Below are 20,142 nucleotides of genomic sequence, written 5' to 3' on the forward strand. Positions count from 1 at the left end.
GGTTGCCGTGGCACCCTCCGAGGCGAGCACGATCCGTTCCGGCTACCGGGACACGCTTCTTGCCCGCCATACGAACAATGATCTTTATGCCTACGGGGGGGGGAGCGCTAGCTATCTCTCTCCGGCATGAAGATTGGCCACGGCTGGGGCGGTTTTGATTACGGCATCCAAATTGCCTCGCTCGACGGCGCCGATTATGGCGACGTCATCGTCCGCTCCCCCGACGGCCTGCTGCGCATCTACCACTCGGATGGCACCTCGCTGACCGGCGGGTACCAGATCGGGTACGGGTGGCACGTCATGGCCGATATCGTCCCGGCCGATGACTGGGACGGGGACGGCCACCCGGATCTCCTCGCCCGCCACAGGGACGGCCGCCTGCTCCTCTACCCCACGCTGAGCGCGGGCGAGTGGGACCGGGTTCGCGAGATCGGATGGGGCTGGGACGACATCGACATGATGGTGGTGCCCGGCGACATCGATGGTGACGGGGTGGCCGACCTCGTCGCCCGCCACAAGCCCACGGGCCGCCTGCTCCTCTACCCGGGCGACGGCAGCGGTGAATTTGGCGCGATGCGCCAAATCGGCCACGGCTGGGAGTCCTTTACCAACATCACCTCGATTGGCGACATCGATGGCGACGGCCGCCCCGACATCATCGGCCAGCGCGCGGACGGCAAGCTCTTCCGCTACACGAGCCTGGGCAACGGCTGGTGGTCCAAGGCCGTGCAGATCGGCCACGGCTGGCAGGACATGACCCTGCCGGGCAAGTGGAAAGCCACCACGGTTGCGGGCCCACCGGCGCCGAAGCCGCAGCTGCTGCGCCAGCCCTTCGTCTACGGCACGCTCCGCACGGGCGACATCGGCTACCACATGGTTCAGGGCCGCGTGATCTCGGAGCGCAAGGATACCGTGCCGCGTTACGCCCTGTGGGTCACCCACAAGGGCACGTGGCCGTGGGCGATCCCCAGCGCCACGAGCCGCCCGATCGTTGGCCAGATCATGGAGTTCCCGGCCTCGACACTGGCCGCGAACCTCACGCGCCTGGACGTCTACGAGGGCTACTACCCGAACCGTAACATCAACACCTTGCGCTACTTCCGCAACGCGGCCACGACGACGTCGGGCAAGCCGGTCTGGATCTACGAGACCTCCCCGCGCCAGGCGCAGTGGGTGGTGCGAAATGGCTACCGGGTGTCGAATGGTGACTGGTTCAACCAGATCCGCGCGACCTCGCTACGTAGTGCGTCGGGCGGACTGTGGGTCTCGCCTGATGCCGAGGCGTACGTGCAGGTTGACAAGGCCACCGAGATCACGACCTGCACCTCCGAGCTCGGGAGCCTGGATGGCCAGTTCCTCCACCTCGATCTGACGGCTACCGCCCCGGCCTCGACCGAGCAGGGCTACATCTCCGTCCCGGCGGAGTCCTTCGTAGCCGTGGATTCGGACGGCAACCCGTTTGCACCGTTCGACGAGTCGGCGCGGTACTGCTCCGCCATGAATGACCAGCTCATCGCGTTCGTCGACGACGGCGTCACGGCTTCCGGCACGCTCACTCTTTCCGGTGACATTGCCGAGCTGTACTGGGTCAACGACGACGGCGAGGCGGTCCTCATCTGGTCGAAGAACCCGGCGCAGCTCAGCCAGCCAAGCACGGAGCCGACAAAGGATCCTACCGCTGAGGTGACCGAGCCGGCCGAGGGGGCGGACCAGTCCGCGACAGAACCGGCCGCCGAGCAGACCGGTGAGCAGACCGGAGCGGCGGAGTCGGACAACAACGACTAGTCGGAACGCCGCCTGCCTAACAGTGAGGGCCTCCGGGGATTCCCGGAGGCCCTCACCATTGGCGGAGGTTGATTAGAAGACGAGCGCCCAGGAGTCCCAGAACCAGATGACGGTGAACAGGACGAGGACGAGGTAGACCACTGCCACGGTGATCCAGCGGTTGCGCACTAGGGCCGAGCCGAAGCCCTCGGCACCCTCCCCAAGGTGTCCGGCTTGGGCCACGCGGGCCAGCAGCACGATGAAGAGCGGGATGGTCACGATCCACACGACCAGGCAGAACGGGCACAGTGACCTGTTGACCACGTAGGATTCGTAGGCGAACCAGACCACCCACACGATGCCCATGCCGGCGCCGGCGAGCGCGGCGTTCCACAGCCAACGGTGGAGGGTGCCGCCGAAGGCGAGCACGAGCCCGAGGGCCACGATTCCGGCGAAGAACATCATGCCGAACAGGGCGTTGGGCACACCGAACAGGAGGTGCCCCTGCCAGGCGGTGAAGTACTTCGAGCAGCCGATCAGCGGGTTGACGTCACAGATGAGGCTGGCGTTCGGGTTTTTGTAGTAGGTGAACTCGGACAGGACGAGCATGAGTGAGGCGAACAGCCCGATCGCCCCAGTGATGATCATGGTCAGCGAGGTTTCGAGCGAGGCGCCGCCGGCGCGCTCGTGCTCGCTGGCCTTGGCCTCAAACTTGGCGATTCGACGATCCATTTCCTCGATGTCGAGTTCACTCATGATGTTCCTTCGCGTTTGCGACGTACGATTCAACAAAGTGGGCCGTGTCGGACCAGTCGGAAACGGCGTGGGTGTCGATCCCGAGTCGGGTGACGGGGTAGTCGTTGCCGCCCTCGTCCAGGCGGTCGCCCACAAACAGCATGTTCGCGATCGGTATGCCCGTGACCTTCTCCAGTTCGGCGATTCCGTAGGCCTTGTCCACGCCCTTGCGGGTGATGTCCACCGACGTCGATCCGCCCGATCGCACTTCGAGGTGCGGTAGGCGCGGGGCGACGGCGGCGCGCAGGGCCTCCTTCTTCTTCCCCGTGGGGTCCCAGGCCTTCTTCGCCTCGAGGGGCGCCTGCTGGCCGAGCGCGGAGAACGTGATTTGCGATCCGCGGTCTTCGAGGATATCTCCCCACACCTCGGTCTCCCACAGCCCGAGACGCTTGGCCTCTTCCTCCACGACTGCCATCGCCTCGGCCCTCTCCTCGGCGCTCAGGTCACGCACGTAGACGGGCCGCCAGTCGGCGTCGTCGTAACGCATGTAGCGCGTGCCGCACGTGGGCATGAGGTGGAGGCGGGCGAGCTGGGCGTCGGTGGCGTCGAGGTTGGCAAGCAGCTGGCCGCGGAACTGGTCAAACGTGCCGCCGGAGATGACACACACGTCGTGAAGATCGAGCAGGTCGCGAAGCGCGGCGGCCATCCGAGGTGACAGGGGTGATTTCGACGGTGCGAGCGTGTCATCGAGATCGAAGGCGAGCAGTGCGTACAAGGTTCCTCCTGAGCAGTTCGGCGTCCATTCTCTCACGCCACACGGAATAAAACACATTTCAACTATTTCGCGTTGGAAGAAATGCAGCCTCACCCGATAATGTGGCGCCTATGGAAGATTTTCAGCCACAACACGCACCGGACTTCGAACCTGACGAGGTGACGGTCAAGGCACACGAATACCGCTCCCCCGTCCCACCCGCCCTTGAAACTGCCGCCGGATGGGCGTGGCGCATCATCGTTCTCGCCATCCTGCTGATCGGCGTGGGCTGGGTCACCTTCAAGCTCTCCCTCCTCTTCATCGCGCTCATGGTGGCGCTCCTCATCGCCGTCGTGCTCGAACCTGCCAGCGCTTACCTACGCAAGCGCTGGAACTGGCCGCCGGCCGCCGCGGCCGCAGCCGGAGTGCTCGGGTTGGTCGTCATCATCCTCGGTCTGCTTGTGGGGGCGGGCACCGGAATCGTGGCGGGCATGTCCGACCTGGCCGACCAGGTTATCGCCGGCGTGTCCACGATCGTCGACCTTCTGACTGACAAGTTCCCCACCCTCCAGCAAACACTGAACGAGAGCTGGTCGAAGGCGCAAAGCGCCCTACAGAACAACGCCGCCACCCTGCTGGGCGGCGTGGCCTCCATCGGATCGAGCGTCACGGGCTTCCTCACCGGCATGATCCTGTCCCTGTTCTCCCTATTCTTCTTCCTCAAGGACGGCCGGCGCCTGTGGCACTGGATCGTGCGCGCCACACCGCGCTCGCAGCACGACCGGGTCAACGAGGCCGGCATCCGCGCCTGGGTGACGATCGGGAACTACACCCGCACGCAGGCGATCGTCGCCGCTGTCGACGCCGTCGGCATCGGTATCGTCGCGATGCTCCTGAAGACCCCGATCTCGCTCGCCTTCCCCATCGCGGTGGTCGTCTTCCTCTTCTCCTTCATCCCGATCGTCGGCGCCTTCCTCTCCGGCTTCCTTGCCGTGGTGATCGTGCTGGTCAACACCCAGTCGGTGGGCTTCGCGCTGCTCATGCTGGCCGGTGTCATCCTCGTCCAGCAGATTGAAGGCAACGTCCTCCAGCCCGTCCTCCAGGGCAACGCGCTCAACATGCACGCCCTGGCTGTGGTGCTCATCGTGGCAGGCGGATCGGCGCTCGCGGGCATCATCGGAGCTCTGTTCGCCGTGCCGCTTGCCGCCGCGATCAACACCGCGATCCTCTACCTGCGCGGGCATGACACCTACCCCTACCTCAACCGGATGCAGGACCGCCCGGGCGGCCCGCCGCGCGCGTTCGAGGAGGTCTCGGCCGAGCACTGGGAGCGCTTTGACGAGAAGGTGGCCCAGCACCTCACGCCGAAGGAGCGCAAGGCGAACGCCAAGCAGGCCCGCGCGGAGCGGCGAGCCGCCCGGCGCTCGCGTTAGACTAGATCAGTAAACTTTCCGCCTTACGTTAAGGAAGAACATGGCAACGCCACACATCAACGCAGAAAAGGGAGACATCGCTCCCGCCGTCCTCATGCCGGGTGACCCGAAGCGCGCCGAGCGCATGGCCCAGATGCTCATGCCGGACGCCAAGGTCGTGTCGGACGTGCGCGGCATTAAGGCCTTCACGGGCACGGTGGATGGCAAGCCACTGTCGATCATGGCATCGGGCATGGGCCAGCCGTCGCTGGGCATTTACGCCTCGGAGCTTTTCTCCATGTTTGACGTGCAGCGCATCATCCGCGTGGGCACGGCCGGCGGCCTGTCGAAGGACGTGAAGGTGGGTGACGTAGTGATTGCCAGCGGCGCGCACTACGAAGGCGTGATCAACACCTACCTCATTCCGCAGACCCACTTCTCGGCTATCGCCTCCTTCAACCTGGTCAGGGCCGCGGCGGACGCGGCTGGGGATGACCCGGACGTCGTCGTGGCACCCGTGATCTCGCGTGACCGTTTCTACAACGTGCCCGAAGAGGTCAACGAGGCCGCCGCGAAGGTGGGCACCGCCGGAGCCGAGATGGAGGCAGGCGCACTCTACGGCCTGGCGTCCCTGTACGGCAAGGAGGCCCTTGCCGTGCTGACCATCTCGGATCACATGACCGTACCGAGCGAGGACATGACGCCGGAGGAGCGCGAGACTAAGTTCGTCAAGGCGCTCGAGCTCGCGGTGGCGGCAGCCCTTTCCTAATGAACACGCTCTCCCCCTCGACCGAGGATTACCTCAAGACGATCTGGTCCATCTGCGAATGGTCCGGCGATGAGGTAGTCCCGATCGAGCTTGCGCGCCGCATGGGGCTGAGCCCCTCCACTGTGACCGAAGCCGTGAAGAAGCTCAGCTCCCAAAACCTGGTCAGCCATCGGCGCTACGGCCCGATCCGCCTCACCGAGGAGGGCTTGCGCGAGGCACTGCGGGTAGTGCGCAAGCACCGGCTCATCGAAACCTACTTGCACACCCACCTGGGTTATGCCTGGCAGGAGCTGCATGACGAGGCCGAGGCGCTCGAGCACGCCGTGTCCGCGCGTTTCATCGACGCGATTGACGACCTGCTCGGCCACCCGCTGCGCGACCCGCACGGCGACCCGATCCCCCAGCCCGACGGCTCGATGCCAGCTATGGACGTCTTCCACTTGCACGAGGCAGCAGAGGGCGCGCCCGTGGTGATCGAGCAGGTGGACGACGACGACGCCGACGTGCTCATTTACCTGGGCGACCTGGGGGTGCGGCCCGGCAAGAACGCCACGGTGACCTCACAGAGCGCGGTGCTGGGCCTGACCACGATCGAGATCGACGGCCAGTCCATTGCACTGCCCAACCCCGCCGCCCGGCGGGTGCGCGTGACAATCCCAGAGCGCTAACTCATCGGGCGGGCGCGCACTGCGCGCCCGCCACGTGAGCGCCGCCCACGCAGGGTACACATCCACGTCAAAGGGCATATCCTGCCCGCGGGTGAGGATCCATGTGAGCCGTAGCCGGCCCGTGTATTGGCGTTCTTCCATCTCCATATCTCCACTCTCCCATGCCCCTCCGACAATTCTTTCCCGCCGATGCCCTATGCTGGTACAGCTGGACACTTTCGAAGGGATGAGCAGTGGCAAAACTGTATTTTCGTTACGGCACGATGAACTCGGGTAAGACCGCCGGCCTGCTCATGGCGGCCCACAACTTCGAAGAATCCCACCAGCAGATCCTCATCCTTAAGCCCGCCCTGGATTCGAAGGCCGGCGCCGCGCTCTACACGCGCATGGGGATCGAGCGGCTCGTGGATCACCTCGTGGCCGAGGACGACGACCTGTTCGAGCTTGCGAGTAACTGGCTCGCCTCCATCGAAGGCAAGACGGTGGGCGGGATCCTCGTGGACGAGGCGCAGTTCCTCACCACCGCACAGGTGGACCAGCTGCTCATGGCGGCCCTCACCCTCAACATCCCGGTGCTGTGCTACGGGTTACGTACCGACTTCCTCACCAAGGTCTTCCCCGGCTCGGCCCGCCTGCTGGAGACTGCCCACACCCTCGAGGAACTGAAGACGATGTGTGGGGCGGGGTGCCGGCGCAAGGCGAACTTTAACGCCCGCAAGGTCAACGGCCAGTTCGTGCTCCACGGCGAACAGATCGAGATCGATAACCGCTCCGAGGTGGAGTACATGGCCCTGTGCGGGCAGTGCTTCCTCAAGCTGGTGGGCCCGATCGACGGCCACCGCGAGTAGCCCTGCAAGCAAGTACCGCAAGTAATCACCGACTTCCACCCTCAGATGCATCCGAGCGCAGACGCATCTGGATTCTGCGCCCGAAGACTCCGCTTTTAGCAACAAGACAGCCCAGGGTTCTGATCGATCCACACGTGCGCGTTACGCCACACCCCACCACCTTCATATCGATATCGATTCCCGTTACACTTGTAGGTGATAAAGATTCTCAATTGAAAGTAGGTGATCCTTCTTGTCGCGTCTGAGTTGGGCGAAGCGGCTCGCCGCCCTCACTACCTCCGCACTCGCCGTCTCCTTCTTGGCACCGGCGGCGGCCGCGCCCACGGAGGGCAAGGCAATTTTCGATCAGGGCCACACCGATTCCCCGAAGGTGTTCTGGGAGAATGACGCCCTGACGATCAAGGCTTCCGGCCAGCAGGTCACGCCGCTGGAGAAGGGCCTGCACTGGCTGCACCAGGGCTACGATTCCAGCGGCAAGCAGTACTTCTATTACACCGCTGGCGAGCATCCCCAGTATCGCTTCCTGGGAGAGGCGGGCGACCTGTTCTACTGGGGCTCCCCCATCAATGCCACGGGCGGCGCTAAGAACCTGTGGATCGGCTACGGTTCGGACGCCGGCATCCCGGTGGAGGAGTTCCGCGACCAGATGTTCCAGCTGGAGCTCGTGGACTTCACCGGCCCGGGCCAGATGGAGATGTTCCGCTACACGAATGATGATTATCCGCAGGAGCGCTTCCTCTCCAGCCACCAGAACGACTACCGTTTCCTCCAGCTCGGCGCCGGTGCTCACACGCACCTCAACACCACGTTCTCCAAGCCGGGCACGTACCACCTCACCTACCGCACCACGTACCGCGATGCCACGACCGGCCAGTTCGTGACCTCCGCTCCGCAGGATATGGAGTGGCAGGTTGGCGGTAGCAATCCGCGTCAGGCCAAGCTGGGCAACGTGATCGACGCTTACAACGCCTCCCAGGAGACGGGCTCATCGCAGTCCTTCAAGCCCACGCTCACGCTTGCGCCTTCGGGCACCGAGCCGATGACGTCGATCACCTTCGACACGGGCGATCCGGCCGCCACGGGCCGCGTGGCCTTCTACATCGACGGTTACTACCTGGCCGAGCAGCCTCTGACCGGCGGTTCCGCTACGTGGAGCGAGATGATCGGCTCCCAGACCTCAAGCTTCCAGGCCGTTTACGTTCCCGACGCCGGCTCGCCCGCCCCGCGCTGGATGACCGCCCCGGTCTCTTACAAGCTCGGCGATAAGGCGACGACGACGTCGGAGCCCGGCCAGTTCCCGGCCCCCACGAACACCAACATCCCGGCGAAGAACCTGAGCCCGGCGGCGATCACCTCCACCAAGGTGACGATGTCGAGCAAGCTCGAGGGCGATAACTACGTCATCACCGCCATGCCCGAGGATCCGAACGTGGAATTCGGCGTGGTTGGCGGCTTCGGCGAGGACGTGTCGAGCACCGCCGAAGAGTGCCCGATCAACTTCACCTCCACCCGCTCCTCGCGCTCGATGACGATTTCGAAGAGCTTTGTGGACGACTGGTGTGACACCACCCAGGCCCACTGGGATCTCACCCCGGCCACGCAGTACCCGGCGGCCCGCACCACGCTGGACGCCGAGGGCGCGGAGTTCACCGCGACTGCGAACTTCGCCGCTGCACCCGGTAGCGATGCGCCCGCACCCTCGGAGCCGGAGACTCCGGCGCCGGAGAACCCGGACAACCCCACCGACCAGCCGACCGGCGATGCCGGTGGAAACGGTGAAGCTGGCGATAACGGCAAGCCTGGCGAGGCCGAGGACAACGCCAGCGCCGAGACCGAAGGCGCCATCAAGACCGAGGCCGTGACGATCACGGAGGGCCACATCGACTACGGCCCCACGCTCACGCCGGACGGCTCGCTGCGAATCATCGTCGGCGACGATTCACGCACTATCGAACCGCGTAGCGTGGTTCGCGATCCCGACGCCGTCACTCTCAAGGCCAAGGTGCGAAAGCAGGTGCGCTCCAAGCGCGTCTTTGGCGATGAGTCCTACAACTTCTTGGGCGATTACGGCACGCCGCTGTACGTGCTGCCGCAGTCGCAGGTGAGGGGCTTGGTATGGCCGGGCTTCTCTACCGAGCGCCTGCCCACGGAGACCTTCCCCAATGGCACCACGATGACCTTTACGCCGATCTCGGTACCCTCGGGAGGCGCACAGGCGACTCCCGAGGTTGCTGGACGCGCGATGCCGATGATGGCGTCGATGGCTCGTTCGGCGTCGGCGGACGAGGGCGCGAAGGCCTGGGCCTTCACGCAGGGCCTCGCGGGCCTGCAGGATCTGCTGGTCGACGCCTCGAAGACTACCACGGTGACCAACACCCTTCCGGCGCACATCCACGCCAACTGGGTCTTCACCCACCCGGGCACGTACGAGTTCGCGATGCAGGTCTCTGCCACGGATAAGGACGGCACGTCGATAACGTCGGACATCGGCAAGATCCGGATCGTCGTGGAGGACAAGTCCGCGCCCGACGCCGGTGACACCGACAACACGGACACGGGCAACGGCAACGACGAAGCCGGCAACGGCTCCGGTAACGACAACACGGGCAACGGCAACACCGATGGCTCGAATAAGGGCGACGCCGACAACGGCGGCAAGCCCGGCGGCAAGACCCCGGACAAGCCGGCCGGCGCCCCCGGCACCACCGGAACACCCGGCGCCACCGGAACGCCTGGCGCTACCGGCACCCCGGGCGCGGCGGGCACCGGCCCGGCGGGCACGATCACGGGCGGCGGCGCCGCTGTGGAGCAGTGCATCCCCACCCCGATCGAGACCGAAGTTTCGGGCCCGGCGGCGAAGGCATCGGGCGGTTCTTACACCGTGCCGGCCAACACCCACTCGCACCCGAACTGGGTGTTCACCAAACCGGGCACTTACAAGGCGACGATCACGCAGACCGCCAAGCTCAAGAGCGGTAAGCGCGTCCAGGCCACGGGCACCCTCACGTTCAATGTGGGAGGTTCGGGCAACGCGGATTCGGGCCACTTCGACATCGGCTCGGTCCTCGAGGGCGACAAACTCATGTTCAAGGTGAAGGATGACCGCACCCAGCCGGCCAAGTGGGTCGATCCGGGCTCGCTCGTCTTCGGCCTGAGCGACGCTTCGAAGGCCACCGCACCCGCAGGCCTGGAGTTCATCGCCCCGAAGGGCTCGCAGATTTGGATGATCTCCTCCGCCGCTGTTCCGGGCGTGCCGTGGGTGGGCGCGAATACGCAGCACCCGTCGATCGTCTCGGGTACCACCGGTGAGGTCACGTGGTCGCTGTCCAGCGTGACCGGCCCGGGCCAGCTCGCGGTGTTCTCCTCGGGCAACCTCGGCCAGGTGGTTGGCGAGCGCTGGTTCGGCGGCGCGGCCAGCGATAACGGCCTGCCGGCGGGCGTGGAGAAGAAGGGCGATAAGTACATCAAGACCGAGTGGGTGGGCAAGACGGCGTCGGGCGCCGACTGCCAGCTCTCGGCCGAGCAGATCGCCCAGCTCCAAGCGGAGGGCAAGAACGTGGCGGCCGGCCAGACCACCGCGCTCACTCACGCCGGTGCAACCGTGTCCACGCTTGCGGCCCTCACGATTGCGCTCATGGGCATCGGCGGTGCGCTGATTGTTCGCAGGCGCTTCGCATAACCGGGGCGGGCTCGCCCGCTCTCTAGCACTCCTGGCCAGCCTCGCGCTGGCCGGGTGCGCCGCACCTACGGAGGACTCGGCCGGGGTGGTCGCCACCACCCCGGTCGTGGCCGACTTGGTGCGGAACGTGGCGGGCGACGCGATCGACGTCGTCTCCCTCGTTCCGCCCTCCTCCGACCCCCACACGTACGAGCCGCCCTTGTCGATGCTGCGCCACGTGACGCGCGCGAAGACGGCGTTCTCTAACGGGCTGCTCCTGGAAAACGAGTCGATCCGTGCGATGGTCGATTCGAACCTTCCCGCGGGCAGCCCGAACGTGGCGCTTGGGGACGAGTCGGTGGCAGTGGGCGGCTACCACATCCCGCTCGTCGAAGACCAGGCGCTGGACACGATCTGGTTGGGCCTGCGCGTGGCCGGCCGCTACTCCGACCCCGGAACGGTGACCTTCCGCGCCACCGCGCTCGAGGGCCCGGGCAACATCTCGGCCTTCACCACGGGCGTGTTCGGCCAGCCCTCGATCTGGCTCGACTCCTCGAACGGCCTGGACGGCGACCAGCTGGCCCTCCCCGCCGGCTCGCACACGCACATGTCGTGGGGGTTCACCGCCCCCGGCCGCTACCGCCTCACCATCGAGGCGATTCCCGACGCCGACATGCGCGGCTCCTCCCCCGCCGAGGCGACGATCGAGTTCGCCGTTGGCACCGATCCGGGGCCGAATGCTCTGGATTCGGGGCACGTGGACCTCTTCGCTCAGGCCGACCTCACGCTGCGCGGGGAGGACAAGGGCCGCAGCTTCGAGCGCAAGCCGGCCGACGTCGTCGTCGCGGTCCCGCACGCCACCCGCACGCAGGTGCCGGCGGACCCGCAGTGGCGTTTTCTCGGCAAGCCCGGGGAGGACGCGTGGGTGCTGGCGCAGGCCGTGATCGGCAGGCACGTGCACGGGGAAATTGACCCGCACATGTGGCTGGATGTTGCCAACGCGATCGCCTACGTGGAGGTGATCCGCGACCAGCTCTCGGCGATCGAGCCCGAGCACACGGACGTCTTTGAGGCCAACGCCTCGGCATATATCGCCAGGCTCGAGCGGCTCGATGCGTGGGCCGCGAACGTGCTCGCCACGATCCCGCCCGCTAACCGCCGCCTGGTGACGGCCCACGACGCCTACGGGTACCTGGCCAACGCCTACGGGCTTGCGATCACGGGGTTTGCGTCGGCGAACCCGTCGCTTGAGCCGTCGGCCGGGGCGCTCGCCACGCTCACCGCCACGCTGCGCGACCTGCACGTACCGGCGGTTTTTACGGAGGCCTCCACGAAGTCGGGGGCGGGCGAGTTGACGTCGATCGCGGACGGCCTGGGGATTAGCGTGTGCTCCCTGTCCTCCGACTCGCTCACCCCGGACGCCCCCACCTACATTGACCTGGTGGTTCACAACATCACCGCATTAAAATCGTGCCTGGATCCGAGCTCGTATCCAGCATGGACGTTTGAAGGATAGACATGAAACGACTCTCCGCGCTCACCGCGCTCGCCCTCGCCGCCACGGCCCTCACCGTGCCCGCGGCCGCCACCACCGACTCCACGGCCGTGGACCCCGCGCTCACGCAGCGCGTGAACGCCGACGAGGCGGTAGCCCCTGCCGGCGAGCAGACGGTGATCGACGCCGGGCACGTGGACATGGGCCCGCGCATCATCGACGGCCAGTGGCAGGTCCTCGCCCGCGACGACACCGCCGCCACCCCCACATGGCGCCAGACCAACGACGTCGTCTACCGCGTCTCCGACGACGCCCGGCTCGACGTGCCCGAGGGCTACGACTTCGTGGGCGGCACGCAGGCGTGGGTGATCCCCCAGCAGGAGATCTCGGGCGTGCCGTGGCTGGGCTGGAACACGCAGGACCCGGCAGTGATTGACCAGGTCAACGGCACGGTCAACATCGTCTTCGAGGGCCACGAGGGCCCGGGCACCTTCACCGCGTTCGTCCAGGCCGGCAACTTCCAAGGCCCGGACCTACTGTGGGATTCGGCGAAGGCCGAGTCCCAGCCGATCTCGGTGGAGATTAACACGCACACGCACGTCAACTGGGCCTTCACCGAGCCGGGCGTGCACCGCATCCGCCTATCCTTCACCGCCACTCTCAACGACGGCACGACGGCCGGCGACACAGCTTACATCAACGTGGCAGTCGGCTCTGAGACGAGCGTCGACGACGTGTGGGCGGCCATCGCCGCCGTACAGCCGGACTCCACGACGCCCGACGGCTCGGCTGACGCCTCGGAACAGACGGGCGAGGGCCAGTCTGGCGCGGGCCAGAGCAGCAATGGTTCGGAGCAGGCTGACGACGCCAGCCCCGACGCCACCGCGCGCGACCAGCGCGACTCGAGCACCGGCGTCGTCGTCCTTGGCATGGCGGGCCTGGCCCTGCTCGTCGTGGCCGTCTTCGTGGTGCTACGCAAGCGCACGAGCTCCGCGCAGGCCCGCGCCCTGGAGGACAAGTGAGCGTCCTTGCCCTTCGCGACGTGGACGTGTGCCTGAGCGGGCGCACGATCCTCGAAAGTGTCTCGCTCACGGTGGAGCCGGGCGAGATCATGGGTCTGCTCGGGCCGAACGGCGCGGGCAAGACCACGCTCATGCGCGCGATCATGGGGCTCATCCCCACTGCGCGCGGCACGATCGAGCGCTCGGGTGCGCCGGGCTACGTTCCCCAGCGCCACGACATCGCCTGGAACTACCCCATCTCCGTGCAAGAAACGGTCATGACCTCCCTGCAGGCGCGCATGCGCCCGTGGCAGTGGGCGAAGGCTGAACACTGGCGGTCCGTCTACGACGCCCTGGAGATGGTGGGGATGATCGACCTGCGCGAGCGCACGCTCGACGAGCTCTCGGGCGGGCAGAAGCAGCGGGTGCTCATCGCCCGCGCCCTCGCCCCTGGGCCCCAGGTGTTGTTGCTGGACGAGCCGTTCACCGGCCTCGACCACCCCACCCAGGACTCGCTCACCGATCTCTTCACCTCCCTGTCCGAGGCCGGGGTGGCGATCCTCATGTCCACCCACGACCTCACGCAGGCCGTGGGCATGGCCGACCGACTGGCCCTGCTCGCCGGCACGATCCGCGCCGTCGACGCCCCGGACAACCTGCGCGACCCCCACATCTGGATGGACACCTTCGCCGTCCGCCCCGACTCCGCCCTGCTTCGTACCATTGGACTGACATGAGCCTGCTCGACTTCCTCGCCGACCTCGCCAACCCCCAGCTTGCCTTCCTTCAGCGGGCCATGGTGGTGGCAATCCTGTCGGCTATCATCTGTGGCGCCGTGGGCGTTCACACCGTCCTTCGCGGCATGAGCTTCATCGGTGACGCGCTCGCCCATGCCGTCTTCCCCGGCATCGCCGTGGCCTTCGCCGTGGGCGGCTCGGTACTGCTGGGCGGGGCAGTGGCCGGCGTCGTCGTCACCCTCCTCATCGCCGTGTTCACGCAGAACCGGAAGGTGGGCGAGGACTCGGTGATCGGCATCTTCTTCGCCGCCGCCTTCGCGCTCGGCCTGGTCATCATGGCGCGCATCTCCACCTACACCGGCTCGCTCGAATCGATCCTGTTCGGATCGCTCACGGGCGTCCAGCCCGGCGACCTCACCTCCATCGCCATCGGCGCCGCCGCGATCCTCACCGCCCTGGCGCTCGCCCACAAGAAACTGGTGATCGTCTCCCTCGACCGCGCCTACGCCTCCTCGCTCGGTATCCGCGCCGGGCTCGTAGACGTGGTTCTCTACCTCACCATCGCCGCCGCGGTGGTGATGAGCGTGCAGATCGTGGGCAACATCCTAGTGCTCGCCCTGCTCATCACGCCGGCCGCCACCGCCCGGCTCCTGACCGATCGCTTGGTGCCCATGATGCTGATCGCGCCCGCCATTGGCTCGGCGGGCGCGTTTTTCGGCATTTGGGCGTCGTGGGTGTGGGACCTGCCCACGGGCGCGGCGATTGTCCTCATTTTGACGGCCGCGTTCGCGCTCGTGTGGGCGGTCCGGGCGCTACCCGCACACCGGCTTAGGCGTTAAGCTCGGCGCGCGTAGGCGCGTAGGCTCCCGTGTGTGCCACGGTGATCCCAGCGTTCTTCGAAGCGCGCTCGAGGATGGCGCGCACCTTCGAGACCCAGGTCGGCCATCGTCACGCGCTTTGCTATCCTCGTCCTTTCCTCGGCATCATTCTGCCATCGACGCCGGACGCCGGCACAAAAGGGTGCGGTCGAGGTCTCCCCCGGCCGCACCCTTGCTCGTACTTACATCTTCTTATCGTGCCCGCGCACCACCATGCCCATGGTCCCGAGCGCAGAACTCACGAAGTGGCCTAGCTGCCACACGGGGTTCTTGCGCAGATGCAGGGTGAGCCGGGTGGGCACCGGCACGTCGTCGTAGGAACGGATGATGGTCGGGTTGTCGGCGTTGTTCATGATGCCCTCTCTATTCCGGAATGAGCGTCCAGCCCGGCAGGGCCTTCGCCTTGTAGATGAACAGGTAATGGAGGAAGGTCTTCATCCAGTGGCCAGAGAGCCCGATCTTGCCGGTGGTGAGCTTGGTGTTGCGGCCGCCGGTCTGCGGGTACTTCTGGTAGTTCGGCACCACGGGGTACATTGCCATGGATGCGGCCGAACCGTTGAGGATGTCGTTGCCGGCGGAGGCCACGCACACCGCGCCGAGGCGGGACATGGAGGCTTCGTGGGCCGGGGCGGACGCGCCGTTCTTGATCCGGTCGCGGATCGTGAGTGCCACCGTCTTGCCCATCACGCCCGAGGGCATGCCCGTACGCGGCGGGGCAGGCGCGATCGCAGTGCCGAGCGCGGAGGCGCGCGGCTTGGAGATCGGGTGCGGCGGGGCGAAGGCGATACCAACCGCGAACATATTCGGGTACTGCGGCACCTCGTACTTCTCGGGCCAGTCGGTGGCGAGCCACTCGTCATAGGACTTGGGCGTGTAGTTGGCATCAACCTTCATGAAGTTCGCCGGGTTAAACAGACCCTCGATGGGCTCGCCGTCCTTGTCCACGGCCGACAGGCCCTGGCCGGTGAACGGGGGCAGTAGCATGGCGAAGTCGTACTTGAGCTCGTACGTCTTGTCGTCGTCGACCACCTCGTACTTGATCGTGTCCTCGGTGATCTCCTTGCAGCCGGCGCCCAGGATCGAGGCGACCCCGCGCTCCGTGAAGATGGACTCGGTCCACATCTTCGAGGACTGCTTGAAGCCGCGCTCCACGAACTGCATGCCGCCCACGCCGAAGTCGCCCAGCTCGTATTCGTTCGTGAGGTAGATGAGGTCCGCCTTGTCGCGCACCCCGTAACGCTTGAGTTCGTGGTCCACGTTGAACGTGTATTCGAAGGCCGCGCCCTCGCAGGTGCAGTTGCCGGCGCCCATGCCGACCACGAGGGTCTGGCGTTCGCCGCGCTTCATCTTCTCGATCGACTCCATCAGCTTTTCATTGGCTTCGACGGCGTGATCCGCTGTGCAGACGGAGACCGTGTAGCCGTTGTCCGGGCCGAGGCCCGGGGTCGCACCGAAGTTGAGCCGCGGGCCGGTGGCGTTGACGAGGTAGTCGTAGTGGATCTTCTCCTCTTCGCCCTCGCGCTTCGGGTCGGTGTAGACGACCTCGACGTAGGGCCGCGAGTCGCCGGCGTCACCCTCGGGGTGGATGACGGTGGCGCGCGCCTGGCGGAAGTCCACGCCCTTGCGCTTGTAAATCGGTGCGAGCGGGAAGACCACGTCCTTCTTCTTCATTCGCCCCGTGCCAACCCAGATATTCGACGGAATCCAGTTCCAGTGCGAATTGGGGCTGACAACCACAACCTTGTGACTCTTGCCCAGCATCCTCTTCAGGTGCAGGGCTGTGGTGTGCCCGGAGATTCCGGCTCCGAGAACTACAACTGTGGCCATTTTCCCTCCAGCCATTTAGCGATGCGGCGTCGTTGCCGCTTGTCACGATCATACGCTATACCCCACCGGGTATCTTCGTTTTTCTGGAAGTACACCAAAGTCTTTTCTTTTTCGGTTTCACGACGCCGTCCGCGCGGCCTAGTAGCGTTCGGCGATGCGGGCCTTCTGGTCTCCCGACGCCGTGGCAAGGTATCTTACCTTCGGCGCCCGGCCGCTTACCCCGGCGAGCTCCACGGTGTACCCCGCCAGCAGGCCGTATTCGACGTCGGTGTGCGGCTGTTCGCGCTGGTAGATCTCCTACTTGCCGGCCTGCGCGGCGAGGGATTCGGCCAGGAGGTCGCGTGGGGCGGGCAACTCCCGCGAGCGCGAGAGCAACCAGTAGCCCACCGACAGGGCGAGGATGTAGGGCACGCCCGCATACCAGGCGATCGGCATGAGCCAGTAGAGTGCGATGAAGATGGCCACGCTCGCGGCGAGGACCACCACGTTGGTCACGGGGCTGCCCCACAGCCGGTTGGTGGGCAGGGGCAGGCCGGCCCGGGCACGCTTGGCGCGGAAGGCGATGTGGGTGCTCATCACCATCACCCAGGTGACGAGAATGCCGATGGTGGCCATGCCGTACAGCCACATGAACACGTTGCCCGGGCTGAGGATCGCGAGCGCAGCGGCGAGTGCCATTCCGCACATGGCGAGGCCCACGGCTCCGCGCGGGGCGCCCTTGGCGTTGGTGCGGCTGGCGAAGCGTGGGGCTTCGCTGTCGACGGCGAGTGAGTGGAACATGCGGCTGGAGGAATAGAGGCAGCCGTTTGCGGCCGAGAGCGCGGCGACGATGAGCACGGCGTTCATCACGTGCGAGGCGCCGGCCACGCCCGTGATCTCCAGGACCTTGACGAACGGTGACTGTTCTACCGTGCCGGCCACGGCTGCCGTCAGCGTCCAGGGCTGGAGCACGAGGACCACGAGAATCGCGCCCACGTAAAAGATGAGCAGGCGCCAGATCATGGTGTGAGCGGCGCGGGGGATATCGCGGGTGGGGTTGGCGGACTCGGCCGCGCCCACCGACACGTTCTCAATCCCACCGAAGGCGAAGACCGCCATACACGCCGCCGCCAGCACTCCCCCAACGCCCTTGGGCAGGAAGCCGCCCTCGGTCAGGTAACGCACGCCGACGGCGTCGTTGGTCCCAAGCCCCAGCACCACGGCCAGGCCGAGCAAAATGAAGACGACGATCGCCACTACCTTGATCATTGAAAACCAGTACTCAGACGAGCCGTAGAGATGGACGGAAAACATGTTGAGCGCGCCGATGAACACCGAGCACAGGATTGTGCCGAGCCACAGCGGGAGTGCGGGGAACCAATAGGTGAGGTACGTGGCGGAGGCGACCACCTCGGCGCCGACTGCCACCATCATTGTGATCGCGAAGTTCCAGCGCGTGACGAAACCGCCGAAGCGCCCCAGGTACGACGCCGCCACCGCGCCATGCCCGCCGGGGACCGGGTGGACCGTGACCATCTCAGCCAGCGCCCACACAATCGCCAGGGCAAGGCTGCCCGCGAGCGCGTAAGAGATGACGGTGGCGGGGCCGGCGTAGGCGATGACCGAGCCCGAGCCGAGGAAAAGCCCGGTGCCGAGCGCCCCGGACAGGGCAATCATGGCAACCTGTGCCGAGGTGAGGCCGCGTTGGAGTTGGGAATCGTCGTTCACGCCTTCATGGTAGCCCCGCCACGGGAATGGACGTCAATTTCGTGAGTGTCGTGTTGCATTAGGCCATTATGCCCGCGGAATGTCGGAGGCAGCTCCTATCCTCTTAAGCGAGGGGTTTTACGCCTAGTAGAGAGAAACTTTCATGGACGATATCAAGTACAGGGACATGCTGCCCGTCGGGCCGGATAAGACGGAATACCGCCTGGTCACCACCGAAGGCGTGGAGACCGTGGAGGGCCCCGATGGGATGACGTTCCTCAAGGTGGACGAGTCGGCGCTGGAGCTGCTGGCTGAGACCGCGTTCCACGACATCAACTTCTACCTGCGCACCGCCCACCTCAAGCAGGTGGAGAAGATCTTGGAAGACCCGGAGGCCTCCCCGAATGACCGCTTCGTGGCCAAGACCCTCCTGCGCAACGCGCTCATTGCGGCCGACGGCGTGCTTCCCATGTGCCAGGACACCGGCACGGCCATCATCAAGGGCGAGCGCGGCCAGCGGGTGCTGACCCCCGGCGTCGACGAGCGGGCGCTTTCGCGCGGCGTACAAAACACGTACGGCAAGTACAACCTGCGCTACTCACAAAACGCGCCGTTGACCATGTACGAAGAGAGGAACACCGGCACCAACCTGCCCGCGCAGATCGAACTGTACGCGGACACCGAACCCGGGCACGAAAACGAATACCACTTCCTGTTCATGTCGAAGGGCGGCGGATCGGCGAACAAGTCCTACCTGTACCAGGAGACGAAGGCGATCCTGAACCCCGACTCGATGATGCCATTCCTCGAGGGCAAGATCCGCTCGCTCGGCACGGCCGCCTGCCCGCCATACCACCTGGCGATCGTGATCGGCGGAACGTCGGCGGAGTACGCGCTCAAGACCGCGAAGTACGCCTCGGCCAAGTACCTCGACGAGCTACCCCCCCACGGCGGCGAAGAGGGCTACGGCTTCCGCGACCTCGACATGGAGGAGCAGGTCCTCGAGATGACCCGCAAGATCGGGATCGGCGCTCAGTTCGGCGGCAAGTACTTCTGCCACGACGTGCGCGTGGTCCGCCTCCCCCGCCACGGAGCCTCCCTGCCGGTGGCGATCGCGGTGTCCTGCTCTGCGGACCGTCAGGCGAAGGGCAAGATCACGCCCGAAGGCGTATTCATCGAACAGCTCGAATTCAACCCGGGCCAGTTCTACCCGGCTGAGACGGACGCGGAGATCGGGCACACCGCAGGCGACGAGGTGGTGCGCATCGACCTCAACCAGCCGATGAAGGACGTGCTCGCCGAGCTGACCAAGTACCCGGTCAAGACCCGCCTGTCGCTCACCGGCACGATCATCGTGGCACGCGACATCGCCCACGCCAAGATCCAAGAGCGCCTGAACAAGGGCGAGGGTATGCCGCAGTACATGAAGGATCACCCCGTGTACTACGCCGGCCCGGCGAAGACCCCGGAGGGCAAGCCGTCCGGCTCCTTTGGCCCCACCACGGCGGGACGCATGGACTCGTACGTGGGCCCGTTCCAGGCCGAGGGCGGGTCAATGATCATGCTGGCCAAGGGCAACCGATCCCAGCAGGTGACCGACGCGTGCAAGACGTACGGCGGCTTCTACCTCGGCTCGATCGGCGGCCCCGCCGCCCAGCTGGCCGAGGACTGCATCAAGCACGTCGAACTCCTCGAGTACCCGGAGCTGGGCATGGAGGCCGTGTGGAAGATCGAGGTGGAGGACTTCCCCGCCTTCATCGTGGTTGACGACAAGGGCAACGACTTCTTTGCCGGCTCCCAGACCGTGTCCGTCACGTTGGGGAAGCGTCCGGGGCTGTAAGGTTCGGCTGATACAGCACGGGGTGCCCGGGACGTGAGGTCCCGGGCACCCCGTGTGTTTGCCAGGCCGG

16 protein-coding genes are annotated in these 20,142 nt (G+C 66.0%); 11 read left to right on the plus strand and 5 right to left on the minus strand.

The window, feature by feature from the left end; translation table 11 throughout:
* The first annotated feature begins 126 nt into the window (after positions 1-126).
* Entirely contained in the window at positions 127-1,785 is a 1,659-nt protein-coding gene (locus HMPREF3167_RS03940) for an FG-GAP-like repeat-containing protein (RefSeq protein ID WP_068538969.1), read from the plus strand.
* Positions 1,786-1,857: 72 nt separating this feature from the next.
* Here the strand turns inward: HMPREF3167_RS03940 and HMPREF3167_RS03945 are convergent, their stop codons facing one another.
* Together HMPREF3167_RS03945 and HMPREF3167_RS03950 are read right to left on the minus strand one after the other, a co-directional pair.
* A complete protein-coding gene (locus HMPREF3167_RS03945) occupies positions 1,858-2,520 on the minus strand; it encodes a vitamin K epoxide reductase family protein (RefSeq protein ID WP_062613783.1) in 663 nt (220 codons plus the stop codon).
* The gene (locus HMPREF3167_RS03950; RefSeq protein ID WP_083281068.1) at positions 2,513-3,331 is read right to left on the minus strand and encodes an HAD-IIB family hydrolase; all 819 of its coding nucleotides are present in this window, start codon (positions 3,329-3,331) and stop codon (positions 2,513-2,515) included. Before HMPREF3167_RS03950 ends, HMPREF3167_RS03945 begins: the two co-directional genes overlap by 8 nt.
* A 53-nt stretch (positions 3,332-3,384) precedes the next feature.
* On the opposite strand from HMPREF3167_RS03950, the gene HMPREF3167_RS03955 reads away from it, so the two are divergent.
* The 9 genes from HMPREF3167_RS03955 to HMPREF3167_RS03995 all read left to right on the plus strand — a co-directional run bounded on the left by HMPREF3167_RS03955 (position 3,385) and on the right by HMPREF3167_RS03995 (position 14,680).
* Positions 3,385-4,686: an AI-2E family transporter gene (locus tag HMPREF3167_RS03955; RefSeq protein ID WP_070445605.1), complete on the plus strand. Its 1,302-nt coding sequence runs from the start codon at positions 3,385-3,387 to the stop codon at positions 4,684-4,686.
* A 40-nt stretch (positions 4,687-4,726) separates the two neighbouring features.
* Complete coding sequence (locus tag HMPREF3167_RS03960; protein WP_062613780.1) at positions 4,727-5,434, plus strand: purine-nucleoside phosphorylase; 708 nt, start codon at positions 4,727-4,729, stop codon at positions 5,432-5,434.
* Entirely contained in the window at positions 5,434-6,102 is a 669-nt protein-coding gene (locus HMPREF3167_RS03965) for a metal-dependent transcriptional regulator (RefSeq protein WP_062613779.1), read from the plus strand. Before HMPREF3167_RS03960 ends, HMPREF3167_RS03965 begins: the two co-directional genes overlap by 1 nt.
* Positions 6,103-6,335: 233 nt before the next feature.
* Complete coding sequence (locus HMPREF3167_RS03970; RefSeq protein WP_062613778.1) at positions 6,336-6,950, plus strand: thymidine kinase; 615 nt, start codon at positions 6,336-6,338, stop codon at positions 6,948-6,950.
* A gap of 232 nt (positions 6,951-7,182) precedes the next feature.
* Positions 7,183-10,629 carry a choice-of-anchor M domain-containing protein gene (locus tag HMPREF3167_RS03975; protein ID WP_070445608.1) on the plus strand — a complete coding sequence of 1,149 codons (3,447 nt, stop codon included), beginning with the start codon at positions 7,183-7,185 and terminating at the stop codon, positions 10,627-10,629.
* Positions 10,607-12,124: an anchored repeat ABC transporter, substrate-binding protein gene (locus HMPREF3167_RS03980; RefSeq protein WP_068538965.1), complete on the plus strand. Its 1,518-nt coding sequence runs from the start codon at positions 10,607-10,609 to the stop codon at positions 12,122-12,124. Before HMPREF3167_RS03975 ends, HMPREF3167_RS03980 begins: the two co-directional genes overlap by 23 nt.
* Before the next feature lie 2 nt (positions 12,125-12,126).
* Positions 12,127-13,125, plus strand: a complete 999-nt coding sequence (locus HMPREF3167_RS03985) for a choice-of-anchor M domain-containing protein (RefSeq protein ID WP_070445611.1) — start codon at positions 12,127-12,129, stop codon at positions 13,123-13,125.
* The gene (locus HMPREF3167_RS03990; protein ID WP_062613774.1) at positions 13,122-13,841 is read left to right on the plus strand and encodes an anchored repeat-type ABC transporter ATP-binding subunit; all 720 of its coding nucleotides are present in this window, start codon (positions 13,122-13,124) and stop codon (positions 13,839-13,841) included. Before HMPREF3167_RS03985 ends, HMPREF3167_RS03990 begins: the two co-directional genes overlap by 4 nt.
* A complete protein-coding gene (locus tag HMPREF3167_RS03995; protein ID WP_070445614.1) occupies positions 13,838-14,680 on the plus strand; it encodes an anchored repeat-type ABC transporter permease subunit in 843 nt (280 codons plus the stop codon). The genes HMPREF3167_RS03990 and HMPREF3167_RS03995 overlap by 4 nt, the downstream gene beginning before the upstream one ends.
* Before the next feature lie 221 nt (positions 14,681-14,901).
* Here HMPREF3167_RS03995 and HMPREF3167_RS09810 read toward each other — a convergent pair whose 3' ends face one another.
* The 3 genes from HMPREF3167_RS09810 to HMPREF3167_RS04005 form a co-directional block, all read right to left on the minus strand.
* Complete coding sequence (locus HMPREF3167_RS09810; protein WP_160326878.1) at positions 14,902-15,072, minus strand: hypothetical protein; 171 nt, start codon at positions 15,070-15,072, stop codon at positions 14,902-14,904.
* A 10-nt stretch (positions 15,073-15,082) separates the two neighbouring features.
* The gene (locus HMPREF3167_RS04000) at positions 15,083-16,546 is read right to left on the minus strand and encodes an NAD(P)/FAD-dependent oxidoreductase (protein ID WP_062613772.1); all 1,464 of its coding nucleotides are present in this window, start codon (positions 16,544-16,546) and stop codon (positions 15,083-15,085) included.
* Positions 16,547-16,843: 297 nt separating this feature from the next.
* Positions 16,844-18,253 (minus strand): amino acid permease, encoded by a 1,410-nt coding sequence (locus HMPREF3167_RS04005; RefSeq protein ID WP_070445617.1) that lies wholly within the window; start codon positions 18,251-18,253, stop codon positions 16,844-16,846.
* A gap of 142 nt (positions 18,254-18,395) precedes the next feature.
* Here HMPREF3167_RS04005 and HMPREF3167_RS04010 point away from each other — a divergent pair, with 142 nt between their 5' ends.
* Positions 18,396-20,072: a fumarate hydratase gene (locus HMPREF3167_RS04010; protein WP_070445628.1), complete on the plus strand. Its 1,677-nt coding sequence runs from the start codon at positions 18,396-18,398 to the stop codon at positions 20,070-20,072.
* Positions 20,073-20,142: the final 70 nt, after the last annotated feature.

This window comes from Trueperella sp. HMSC08B05 (assembly GCF_001808405.1).
Lineage (GTDB): Bacteria > Actinomycetota > Actinomycetes > Actinomycetales > Actinomycetaceae > Trueperella > Trueperella bernardiae.